Source organism: Schaalia sp., assembly GCF_050312375.1.
Lineage (GTDB): Bacteria > Actinomycetota > Actinomycetes > Actinomycetales > Actinomycetaceae > Pauljensenia > Pauljensenia hyovaginalis.
Window position 1 is genome coordinate 26,792 of the sequence record NZ_JBNOYB010000115.1, and the last position, 11,637, is coordinate 38,428.

Annotated in this window: 10 protein-coding genes; 6 read left to right on the top strand and 4 right to left on the bottom strand. The window is 67.4% G+C overall.

Annotated elements, in window-relative coordinates; genetic code table 11:
• Positions 1–13: 13 nt before the first annotated feature.
• Genes ACQY7V_RS09230 through topA form a run of 3 tightly spaced genes read right to left on the bottom strand, consistent with a single transcriptional unit; the run spans position 14 to position 4,817 of the window.
• Entirely contained in the window at positions 14–1,243 is a 1,230-nt protein-coding gene (locus ACQY7V_RS09230) for a DNA polymerase III subunit delta' (RefSeq protein WP_235361512.1), read from the bottom strand.
• The gene (gene tmk / locus ACQY7V_RS09235; protein WP_320835937.1) at positions 1,240–2,049 is read right to left on the bottom strand and encodes a dTMP kinase; all 810 of its coding nucleotides are present in this window, start codon (positions 2,047–2,049) and stop codon (positions 1,240–1,242) included. Before tmk ends, ACQY7V_RS09230 begins: the two co-directional genes overlap by 4 nt.
• A 56-nt stretch (positions 2,050–2,105) precedes the next feature.
• Positions 2,106–4,817, bottom strand: a complete 2,712-nt coding sequence (gene topA / locus ACQY7V_RS09240) for a type I DNA topoisomerase (RefSeq protein ID WP_320835936.1) — start codon at positions 4,815–4,817, stop codon at positions 2,106–2,108.
• A 212-nt stretch (positions 4,818–5,029) separates the two neighbouring features.
• Between topA and ACQY7V_RS09245 the strand changes: the two genes are divergently transcribed.
• From ACQY7V_RS09245 to ACQY7V_RS09255, 3 genes are read left to right on the top strand one after another with little or no spacing between them, the layout of a single operon-like run.
• Complete coding sequence (locus ACQY7V_RS09245; protein ID WP_428639935.1) at positions 5,030–5,464, top strand: Rrf2 family transcriptional regulator; 435 nt, start codon at positions 5,030–5,032, stop codon at positions 5,462–5,464.
• A complete protein-coding gene (locus tag ACQY7V_RS09250) occupies positions 5,461–6,471 on the top strand; it encodes an NADP-dependent oxidoreductase (protein ID WP_428639937.1) in 1,011 nt (336 codons plus the stop codon). The genes ACQY7V_RS09245 and ACQY7V_RS09250 overlap by 4 nt, the downstream gene beginning before the upstream one ends.
• 6 nt (positions 6,472–6,477) lie before the next feature.
• Complete coding sequence (locus ACQY7V_RS09255; protein ID WP_235361508.1) at positions 6,478–7,311, top strand: alpha/beta fold hydrolase; 834 nt, start codon at positions 6,478–6,480, stop codon at positions 7,309–7,311.
• A gap of 34 nt (positions 7,312–7,345) precedes the next feature.
• Here ACQY7V_RS09255 and ACQY7V_RS09260 read toward each other — a convergent pair whose 3' ends face one another.
• Positions 7,346–8,908: a DUF7059 domain-containing protein gene (locus ACQY7V_RS09260; RefSeq protein WP_428639943.1), complete on the bottom strand. Its 1,563-nt coding sequence runs from the start codon at positions 8,906–8,908 to the stop codon at positions 7,346–7,348.
• Positions 8,909–9,123: 215 nt separating this feature from the next.
• Here ACQY7V_RS09260 and ACQY7V_RS09265 point away from each other — a divergent pair, with 215 nt between their 5' ends.
• From ACQY7V_RS09265 to ACQY7V_RS09275, 3 genes are all read left to right on the top strand, one after another.
• On the top strand, positions 9,124–9,561 hold the full coding sequence (locus ACQY7V_RS09265; RefSeq protein ID WP_428639946.1) for an excalibur calcium-binding domain-containing protein: 438 nt from the start codon (positions 9,124–9,126) through the stop codon (positions 9,559–9,561).
• Positions 9,562–9,759: 198 nt separating this feature from the next.
• Complete coding sequence (locus ACQY7V_RS09270; RefSeq protein ID WP_428639948.1) at positions 9,760–10,701, top strand: DUF808 domain-containing protein; 942 nt, start codon at positions 9,760–9,762, stop codon at positions 10,699–10,701.
• Between the two features lie 194 nt (positions 10,702–10,895).
• Positions 10,896–11,516: a superoxide dismutase gene (locus tag ACQY7V_RS09275; protein ID WP_320835929.1), complete on the top strand. Its 621-nt coding sequence runs from the start codon at positions 10,896–10,898 to the stop codon at positions 11,514–11,516.
• Positions 11,517–11,637 lie beyond the last annotated feature (121 nt).

Here is an 11,637-nt window from a genome sequence, read left to right on the forward strand (position 1 = left end):
ACCCGAGCGAGGCCTACGAGCCCTCTACCTGGGGACGCAGTGACACCGCCATCGCCTCGAGCACGAGGAGGGGCTGACCGTTCATGACGAGCCTGTGGCGGGCCGTTTCGATCGCCTCGATCCTCGTCATCGTCTGCTGGGGAGTGGATTCCTGCGCGATCTCGGCCGAGAGGTCCTCGAGGTCCGTATTGATGAGCTCCTGGCCAGTCCCCAATTGCAGCATCAGCACGTCGCGGTAGATCGACATGAGGTCGAGCAGCGCCCGATCCAGTTCGTCCGTAAGGGCGCGCTTCGCCCTCTTCTTCTGCTGCTCCTCCAATTGGCGGATCATCGTCGCGTACTGACGCGGAGGGGCCTTCTTGTCCTCGATGCCGAGCTGGCGGAGCAGTGCCGCGCGTTCAGCCGCGTCGCGCGCGCTCACCCGTTCCTCGCTGCGCTTCTTCGCGATGTCGTGAAGATCCGCGGCGGCGATGACGGCATCTCCGACGGAGCGCACGCGCACGGGAGCCGTGAGCGTCGCGCGCCTCTTCCTGCGCAGTTCCGGGTCCGCGGCGAGGGCGCGCGCCAGGCCGATGTGGGACTGCGCGGCGCGGGCCGCCTCCATCGCGGTCTCCTCGTCCGCGACTCCTTCACCGACCAGCAGGTCGGCCACGGCCCTCACCGAGGGAATCCGGAGGCCGAGATGCCGGCAGCGCGAGCGGATCGTCGTCAGCATGTCTTCGACGCTGGGGGCGCACAGCAGCCACACCGTCCGCTCCGGAGGTTCTTCAATGGCCTTGAGCAGCGCATTCGCGGCCCGCTCGTGGAGCCTGTCGGCGTCCTCGACGATGATGACGCGCCACCGCCCCTGAGACGGCGCGACCTGGGCGTCCAGCACCAGGCCCCGCGCGGTCTCGGTGTTGATCACCGAGGATTCGGTCACGACCATGCGCACATCCGCATTGGAGTCCGACAGCGTCGTCCGGCAGCCCGGGCAGACGCCGCACCCGGGCTCCTCACCCGTGCACTGCAAGGCGGCCGCGAAGGCCTTCGCAGCATTGGAGCGCCCGGATCCGGGAGGCCCGGTCATGAGCCAGGCGTGGCTCATTGCGCGGGAGCGATCCTCCCGGGCGCCCTCCTCGAGCCCGGCATCGACGATGGCGCGCGCAGCGCGCGCAGCCTCCTTCAGAGTCTCGACCGCACTGTCCTGCCCGACGAGTCGGCCCCATACGCCCCGGTCGCCCGCAGAACCTCGACGGCTCACAGCTCCGCGTCCTCATCCCCGAAGGGCCACAGGGTCGCCTGCCGTTCCAGAAGACTCGCCAGGATCGGCTGATGCGCACCGGGAGCGTCCTTCTTCACGGCGTCCTCATCGGCATGGGACTCGTCGTCGCCGGTCGGGTCCTCTGCGCCGCAGGAATGGCCCGTATCCCCGAAGCGCTCTTCAAGGACGCCTCTGATCTCGGCGAACACCTCATCGGGGGTGCCCACCGCGTCGATCACGACGATCCGTTCCGGTTCCGCGTCGGCGAGCCGCAAGTACTCGTGGCGCACCCGCTCATGGAAGTCCATCGACTCGCGCTCCAGGCGGTCGGGCCGGTCCGTGCGCCTGCGCGCACCCACCTCCGGAGGCAGGTCCAGGAGGAAGGTGAGGCAGGGGTGGAGGCCGCCCGTCGCCCACTGCGACAGGGAGCGGATCTCCTCGACGCCCAGGGAACGGGCCGCGCCCTGGTAGGCCAGGGAGGAATCGATGTAGCGGTCGCCGAGGACGACCTCATCACGGGCGAGCGCCGGGGCCACCACCGTGGCCACGTGATACGCGCGGTCGGCGGCGTACAGCAGCGCCTCGGTCCTCGGATCGACGTCCTCCGGGCCGTTCTGCACCAGGCGGCGGATGTCGACGCCCAGCTCCGTTCCACCCGGCTCGCGAGTGACCAGCACACTGCGCCCGCGCGCCGCGAACCACTCGCGCACACGCTCGATCTGCGTCGACTTGCCCGAACCATCGCCGCCCTCGAAGGTGATGAAGACACCCTCACCCGCTTCACTCACGCCAGCACTCGCCACCATGCGCTCATCCTCCCACGCGCCGTCGGCATCTCGAAGCGCCCGGCGTCCGGCACCGCTCACTTCGCCGCGGACTTCTTCGCCGAAGCCCGAGCCGTTGTCTTCCTCGTCGCAGTGCGCTTCGCAGTCGAACGGCCCTTCTTCGGCGCGGGCCCCTTCGCGCGCTTGTCGGCGAGGAGCTCGAAGGCGCGCTCCTGCGTGAGATCCTCAACCGTTTCGGCGCGAGGAACCGTCACATTCGTCTCGCCATCGGTGATGTACGGGCCGAAACGGCCGTCCTTCACCGTGACCTTCTTGCCCGAGACCGGGTCCTCGCCGAACTCGCGCAACGGCGGTTTCGCCGTCCCGCGGCCGCGCGTCTTCGGCTGCGCGTAGACCTCCAGCGCCTCCTGGAGGGAGATGGAGAAGATGAGATCCTCGCTCGCGAGCGTGCGCGAGTCCGAGCCCTTCTTCAGATAGGGCCCGTAGCGCCCGTTCTGCGCGGTGATCACCTCGCCCGTCGCGGGGTCCGTGCCGACTTCCCGGGGAAGCGCGAGCAGTTGAAGGGCCTGATCGAGATCGACCGTCGCCAAGTCCATCGACTTGAACAACGAAGCCGTGCGCGGCTTGAGCGCCGTCTTCTTCCGGCCCTTCGTCTCCGCCCCGACCTCCGCCTCGGGCAGCACCTCGGTGACGTAGGGGCCGAAACGGCCGTTCTTCGCCACGATCACATGCTTCGTCGCAGGGTCCACGCCCAGCTCACGACCGTCATCGGCGGCCAGGGCGAACAGCTCCGCGATCTTGGCGTCATCGATCTCATCGGGCGCGATCTCCACCGGCAGATTCGCCCGCGATCCGTCCGTCTTCTCCAGATACGGCCCGTAGCGCCCGACGCGGACGACGACGCCCTCGGCGACCTCCTGGGAATTCACCGCTCGCGCATCGATGTCGTCGCCGAGCGAGGCGACCTGGAACTTCAGGCCATCCGCATCGCCTTCGCCGTCCGCACCCAGGTAGAAGAGGGAGAGGAAGTCCACGCCCGATTCCTCGCCGGCCGCGATCTTGTCGAGGTCGGCCTCCATCGATGCGGTGAAGTCGTAATCGACGAGGTTGCCGAGGTTCTCCTCCAGGAGGCGCGTCACCGAGAAGGCCAACCAGGTCGGCACCAAATACTGCCCGCGGTGCGTGATGTACCCGCGGTCCCCGATCGTCTGGATCGTCGCGGCGTAGGTCGAAGGACGGCCGATGCCCCGTTCCTCCATCGTCTTGACCAGAGTGGCCTCGGTGTAACGCCCCGGGGGCTGAGTCTCATGCCCTTCGGGAGTCGCCCCGACGAGGTCCGCGTCATCGCCCTCGGCGACGTTGGGCAGGACCAACTCCCCCTCGGCGTCCTTCTCCGAGTCGTACCGCCCCTTGTCCCGGCCTTCCTCGTAGGCCCGCCGGAAACCCGGATCGGTGATCACCGTGCCCGACGCCGTCGAGATGACGTCGTGGCGGCCGTCATCCAAGGAGATGCCCGTCAGGACGCGGATGGACGCCGTGAAGCCGACGGCGTCGACCATCTGCGAGGCGACAGTGCGCTTCCAGATGAGGTCGTACAGGGCCAGCTGCTGACGATTGAGCTCCCCCGCGACCTGCGCGGGAGTCCGGAAATGATCCCCGGCGGGCCGGATGGCCTCGTGCGCCTCCTGAGCGCCCTTCGCGACCTTCCCGTACACGCGGGGCTTTTCGGGGATCGAGGAGGCGCCGTACAGTTCGGCGGCCTGCGCCCGCGCGGCGGCGATCGCCTGACCCGACAGGGCGGTCGAATCCGTGCGCATGTACGTGATGTAGCCCGACTCGTAGAGCGACTGGGCCGTCCGCATCGTCGAGGCCGCGTTCCAGTGCAGCTTGCGCGAAGCCTCCTGCTGGAGGGTCGAGGTCGTGAAGGGGGCCGCCGGACGCCTGCGGTAGGGCTTCTGAGTCACGCCCTCGATCACCGAGGAGACCGAAGCCTCCAGGGCCTGGGCGAAAGCGTGCGCACGGGCCTCGTCGAGATGGACGGCCCCGGAGGTCGCGGCCTTCTCGCCGAGGACGCCCTTCTCGGTGAAGTCCGATCCCGTCGCCACGCCCCGCCCATCGATGTGGGTGACCTTCGCGTCGAAAGCCTCCGCACCCGCCTCGACCCGTGTCCGGATCGACCAGTACTCGGCCGACACGTGCGCCATGCGATCGCGTTCGCGATCCACCACGAGTCGCGTCGCCACCGATTGGACGCGGCCGGCGGACAGGGAGGGGCGGATCTTGCGCCACAGCAGCGGGGAGACCTCGTAGCCGTAGAGGCGGTCGAGGATGCGCCGGGTCTCCTGCGCATCCACCAGGGAGGTGTCCAATTCACGCGTGTTGTCGAGGGCGCGGGAGATCGCCTCCTTCGTGATCTCGTGGAAGACCATGCGCTTGACGGGCACCTTCGGCTTGAGGACCTCGAGAAGGTGCCAGGCGATCGCCTCGCCCTCGCGGTCCTCATCAGTGGCCAGGTAGAGTTCGTCGGCCTCTTTCAGGGCCTTCTTCAGTTCGGCGACCTTCTTCTTCTTGTCCGGATTCACCGCGTAGTAGGGGGCGAAGCCGTGGTCGACGTCGACCGCGAAGCGCCCGTAGGGGCCCTTCTTCATGTCGGCGGGGAGGTCCTTGGGCTGAGGCAGGTCGCGGATATGACCGATCGAAGCCGTCACGCGGTAGTCCGGGCCGAGGTATCCCTCAATGGTCGCAGCCTTCGCTGGAGACTCCACGATGACCAGCTTCGAGGCTCCCATGATCCACCCTTCCGGCGTTCGTCACTTAGAGACGGCGATTGCCGCTCCAGCCCGACCTTACAACGGCGAGCCCCCATTTCCCGCGCCGGGTCCACAGCCCCGCCTTTCGCCCGGAGCGTAGCCGTCCGGCGCGGGACCGCGAGGCCGCCGCTTGACAGCACGGCTTCCAGCGCCCACACTTGTATCCAACACAGATACATGTAAGGACTCCCGTGGACACGAAGTTCTCCCAAGCCCTCCACATGCTCGTCTACATCTCCGAGACAGAGAGCACGGCGACATCTCACGCCCTCGCCGAGAGCGTGGGCACGAACCCCAGTCACATCCGCAAACTCTCGACCCTGCTCAAAGAGGCGGGCCTGGTCGAGAGCCGACAAGGCAAGTCCGGCTTCACGCTCGGACGCCCGAAGACCCGAATCACCCTGGCGGACATCTACACGGCCGTCAACCGGGACAAGCACCTGCTCCACATTCACGAGGACCCGAATCCCGACTGCCCGATCGGACAGCACATCGGCGACGTCCTCCGCCCGACCTTCGAGGACCTGGAGCACCAGCTGCTCAGCGCTCTGGCCACTCGGACCCTCGACGATCTCATCACCGGCCTGCGCCGCAGCGCCGACCAGAACACGCAAGGACCTCAATGAAATCCGCACAGCTCCTGAAATACGACAAGCAGAACACCGAGCTCGCGCTCCGAGATGCACCCCGACCCGAACCCCGACCGGGACAAGCACTGCTCCGAGTCCTCGCCGCAGGCGTGAACCCGCTCGACAACATGATCAGCCGAGGCGAAGTCAAGCTCATCACCCCCTACGACCTGCCCCTCATCGCCGGCAACGAAGTCGTCGGCCTCATCGAATCGATCAACGGCCCCGCGCGCGAACTCACCCCCGGCCAGCGGGTCTTCGCGCGCCTCCCCCTGAGAAGCATCGGCGCCTTCGCCGAATACGTCGCAGTCGACCTCGATGCGCTCGCACCGGTGCCCGACTACCTGAGCGACGTTGAAGCGGCAGCCGTCCCCCTCACGGCCCTCACCATCATCCAGGCGCTCGACATCATGAAGCCGACCGCGGGCGAAACGATCTTCATTTCCGGCGGCACCGGAGGCGTGGGCACGATGGCGATCCCGATCGCCGCTTCACGCGGCCTCCGCATCATCACCAACGGCTCGGCCGAAAACAAGGAACGCGTCCTCGCCCTCGGCGCCGAACGATTCCTCGACTACAAGACGCAGGACTACACGACACTCCTGTCCGGCATCGACCACGTCCTCGACACCCTCGGGGGCGCGGAAACCGAGAAGCAAATGAGCATCCTCAAAGCCGGAGGACACCTCGTCTCCCTCCGGGGGATGCCCAACGGCGCATTCGCCGCACGCATGGGACTGTCCCGACCGAAGCGCCTCCTCTTCACACTCGCGGGCCGAAAATTCGACCGCATGGCCAAACGCCACCGGGCGACCTACGACTTCATCTTCGTCGAGTCCAATGGCGCGCAGCTGCGCGGAGTCGCCGCCCTGCTCACTCAATTGCAGCTTCATCCCTCCATCGACACCGTCTACCCCTTCGAGCGGATCAACGAGGCGCTCCACAAGATCGCCACCGGCCGCTCCCGGGGAAAGACCGTCCTCACCTTCGCGAAAGAGGACTGAGACCGCATGTCCTACATCTCCACTCCCAACTCCTACCTCACGGTTGACGGCGAGAAGATCGCCTACCGGGAAGCCGGAGGGGACATGCCCGGCATTCCGCTCGTCATGCTCACCCACCTCGCCGCGACCATGGACGAGTGGGACCCGCGGCTCATCGATCTCCTCGCCGCCGACCGCCACGTCATCGTCATGGACCTTCCCGGCGTCGGGGCCAGCGGCGGAAGCGTCGGCGCGACGATCCCGCTCATGGCCCGTCAGGCGATCACGATCATTCACGCGCTCGGATTCTCCGAGATCAACCTCCTCGGATTGTCCATGGGCGGCATGATCGCCCAGGAGATCGTGCGCGCCGAACCCGAACTCGTCACGCGCCTCATCCTCGCCGGCACCGGGCCGCGGGGCGGGAAAGAAATGGACAAAGTCACCGGCAAGACCTTCCGGTTCATGGCGCAGGGCCTGATCACGCGCCAGGATCCGAAGCGCTATATCTTCTACCCCCACGACCGGGCGGGCGGCGAGAAGGCGGCAGAGGTCCTGGGACGGATGGCGCGCCGACGACCCGAGCACGCGGATGCGAAGATGAGCGTTCCCCACTTCATCGCCCAGCTCCGGGCCATCAAACGATGGGGGCGGGCTCTTCCCGACTCGCTCGCGCATATCACCCAAGCGACGCTCATCGTCAACGGCGATGAGGATCTCCAGGTTCCGACCGCGAACTCCTCCGTCATGCACGAGAGGATCCCGGGGAGCGCACTCGTCATCTACCCGCACGCCGGGCACGGATCGATATTCCAGTACGCCGACGATTTCGCTGCGGAGGTGGACCGCTTCCTCCGCTAGGCAATCCTGAGCGCCCCGGACGCCGCCCGATCGCTCAGTCCCCGACGATCCTGAGCATTCCCGCACGGAGGAGTCCACGGACGGGTTCATCGATCTCGGCGCGCACCTCATCGGCGTCGCGCTCGGTGAGCATCGCGACGGCGGCGATGATCTGGCCGACCTCCAACTCGCCGTCCGAAGCGCCCACGAGCGCCGACACCGCCGTACCCACCATGATCGAACGCCCCAGACCCGAGCCCTGGTGGAGGATCATCACCTGCGGATCGGCGCTGCCCGGCACGTAGTGGCGCTCCTCGGTGACGTCCTCGGCGCGTTCGAGCCGCAGGGGCGCCAGATCGGCCGGGAGGCGCAGCGCCCGCAGAGTCCGCGCGACATCGGCCCCTCTCGGCCTCGCCCCCGCCAGGCCAAGCTCGAATCTCAGCACCGGCGCGCCCTCGTCGCCGATGTGGCGCCGGATCGCCATGAAACCCATGCCGATGCCGCCCACGCCCGCCGCGTCGAAGTCCGCGAGCCACGCGCGGTAGGCCCCCTCGTTCGCAACGCCCGTCGGATCGGCGTCCTGGAGCCACATCTCGATGTAGCGCGCAGGATCGAGGACGTCGCGCTCGACGATCCACGCATCGACCGCCAGGCCCTCGAACCACTCCTCGAGCCGCAGACCCCATTCGGCGTCGGGATCATGCTCGGCGGGGATCTCCCAGTTCCCGATGAGCTGGAGGATCCCGCCGGGCACGAGGTGTTCGGGGCCCGAGCGCACGACCGTGCGGACGAGCCCGTCGCGACTCATCCCCCCATCGCGGTATTCGAGGAGGCCCCTCGCGCCGCGGAGCGAGTCCGGAGTGATGACGAAGGGCGGGTTCGTCACGATGAGATCGAAGGCCTCGCCCGCGACCGGTTCGAAGAGGGAGCCCTCGCGAACCTCGATGTCGAGGCCGTTGAGCGCCGCGTTGAAACGGGTGAAGGCGCAGGCGCGCGCCGACAGGTCCGTCGCGACGACCCTGCGCGCGTGAGTCGTCAGGTGCATCGCCTGGATGCCGCAGCCGCACCCCATGTCGAGGGCGGAGTCGACGCGATCGCGGATCGTCATCTCGAGGAGGCTCGTCGAGGCGCCGCCGACGCCGAGGACGTGATCGGGCCTCAACGGCCCGCCCGCCCGCGATCCCGGGATGTCGGAGGCGATCCACCAGGCGACCTCCCCAGCCGCATCGTCTGAAACACCGGTGACGCCGAGCATCGCCGCGTAGGGCCGCAGGTCGAAGAGGGCGCTGAGGCCCGCAGCGGCCCCGCCCTCCTCAGCGGGGGCGACGAGGCCGAGGGCGCGCGCTCCGCGGACGCCGAGGCGGGGAAGGGCCGCGACCAGGACCGCTTCGGATTCGATGCTGCCGAGCACGAAGAGGCGGGTGAGGACCGAAGCAGGATCGTCCCGGCCTTCGAGCTCGATGAGAGCCGGGAGCCGCTGCTCGCGCGCGAGGGCAGCGCGGGCCCGATCCGAAAGGATCTCCTCGAGGACGTCGACCGTCCATCCGGCCTCCGCCAGATCCGCGCGGAGCGCGGCGATAAGGGCACCGTCGAGAATCGGGGCGTCGTTCGCAGTCATGGGCCAAGCGTATCGAGAGAGCCCGTAGGAGCCCCTCCCGCCCCACGCATGCCCTCTTGCGAAGCCGGGAGCGGGAGCGCTCACGGTCGCTCATTCCGCGCGAATCCGCCCCTCCGATCCACTCGTTGTCATACTCTGAGCTCATCTCGTCAAGTGAGAGTGAAGGAGATCCGAGTCATGAGCCCCCCCATCCGGTCCGCCGCAAGATCCTCGGTGTGCTCGCCGTGGCCCTCGTCTTCGGAGGAATCGGTGGGCTCGTCAACGATGATCGGACTCCCCCTCAGAAGGCGCCGACTCTCGTCGACGCTCCCGCGTCGGCAGGCAAAGCGAAGACACCGGTGAAGACCTCCTCGAAGACCGAGGATCAGCAGTCCGCAAGACAAGCGGCACGACGAGCCGAACAGCGAGCAGCAGAAGAAGCCGCCCGGCGAGCAGCGGAGGCAGAAGCCGCACGACAAGCCGAACAACAGGCAGCAGAAGAAGCCGCACGACAAGCCGCACAGCAGACCCCCGCGCCCCTGGTGAGCACTCCGAGCGCCTACTACCCGAATTGTTCCGCCGCCCGAGCAGCGGGTGTGACCCCTCTCTACGCAGGAGATCCCGGGTACTCCCGCAAACTCGACCGCGATGGCGACGGCATCGCCTGTGAGTGAGCGCAAGGGAGGCGCCCTCGCTCCAACGCCCTCGGGATCCCGCTGCTTGCTTCACGGCCTTTTCTGATGGCTCTCGGGCTGAAAAGTGCCGCGAAGCACGCAGCAGGACACCTCCTCTGCGGGGCGCACGGGGGATCCGGCCTGGCATGATGGGCGCAGGCGCACCCGCGCCCTCGCTCCTCGACCTCAAGGATTCACATGGCCGGCGGACTCATCGCCCTCCTCGACGACATCGCCACGCTCGCGAAGGCGACCGCCTCCTCGCTCGACGACATCGCGGCGGGCGCGGCGAAGGCCTCCTCCAAAGCGGTCGGAGTCGTCATCGACGACACAGCGGTCACTCCGCAGTACGTATCGGGCCTCGATCCGAGTCGCGAACTCCCGATCATCAAACGGATCGCGCGCGGATCGCTCATCAACAAGCTCGCGATCATCCTGCCGGCCGCCCTCCTCCTCACATGGATCGCGCCCTGGGCCCTGCCGCTCCTGCTCATCATCGGCGGCTCATTCCTCTCCTTCGAGGGCGCCGCGAAGGTCCTGGCCAAGCTGCGCCTGTACCCCGAGCACGCCGAACACGGCGACAGGGTCGAAGCGAAGACCCCGGACGAGGTCGAGAAGGGCATCGTGTCATCCGCGACCCGCACCGACCTCATCCTCTCGGCCGAGATCATGCTCATCTCCCTGGCGAATGTCACCGCCGAATCCAACGCGGTCCGCGTCGGGATCATGGTGTTCGTCGCCTTCTTCATGACCTTCTTTGTGTACGGCCTGGTCGCGATCCTCGTGAAGATGGACGACCTCGGGCTTCGTCTTGCAGAGCGCGACGGAGCGGTCGCGAACTTCGGGCGCTCCCTGGTCGCAGTCATGCCGAAGGTCTTCACCGTGATCGGCGTCGTCGGCACGGTCGCGATGCTCTGGGTCGGCGGACACATCGTCATCGCATCCCTTTCCGACCTCGGATTCGATCCGCTGCACCATTTCGTCGAACAGGCGGTCCACCTGGTTGAGGCATGGGGCGGGGCCGCGAGGTGGACGATGGAGACGCTTCTTTCAGGACTCTTCGGACTCCTCTGGGGCTCACTCATCGCCTACGCGTGGTTGGGGATCTCGAAGCTGGTGCCGAAGAAGGCGCACGCCTGAAGGCCCTCCCGCCCCAGCGGGGCTGAGCCGGGCGCGACCACGTCTTCGACGGCGCTCCGAGCGGGAGGGGTGCGCTCTGAGCGAAAGGAACACGGCTCACACGCCAACCCCCTCCCGAATAGGACTAAAGACCTGTAGCCTAATTCGTGTGCAGGGCTCACCAGAGCCGCAGCGACCTCACTTAAGGAGTCGACATGTCCGTCTACACCCTCCCCGATCTCCCTTACGACTACGCCGCCCTCGAACCCCACATCTCCGGGCGGATCATGGAGCTCCACCACGACAAGCACCATGCGAACTACGTCGCCGGCGCCAACGCCGCTCTCGCAAAGCTCGAGGCCGCACGCGAGTCGGGCGACTTCGCCGCCGTCAACCTCTTCGAGAAGAACCTCGCCTTCAATCTCGGCGGTCACACGAACCACTCGATCTTCTGGCTCAACATGACCCCCGAGGGCCAGGGCCGCCCCGAGGGCGAACTCGCGAGCGCGATCGATGACTTCTTCGGCTCCTTCGAGAAGTTCCAGGCGCAGTTCGCAGCCGCCGCCCTCGGCCTTCAGGGCTCGGGCTGGGGCGTCCTCGCCTGGGACGCGCTCGGCCGCCGCCTCGTCACCTATCAGCTCACCGATCAGCAGGGCAACATCCCTGTCGCGACCGTTCCTCTCCTCATGCTCGACATGTGGGAGCACGCCTTCTACCTCGACTACCTAAACGTCAAGGCCGACTACGTCAAGGCGTGGTGGAACGTCGTGAACTGGGCGGATGTCGCCGCCCGCTTCGCGAACGCCCGTTCTTACACGGGCATGGTCACCGCCTGATCCGAGTCACGGCACCGCTTCCGCCCTTCTTCGGATCGTCGAGGGCGGGCGCAGCCCTCGGCATTCCTCGACGGACTCGGGCGTCGCACCGCATGGTGCGACCCCCTTCGTCATCCCCCAC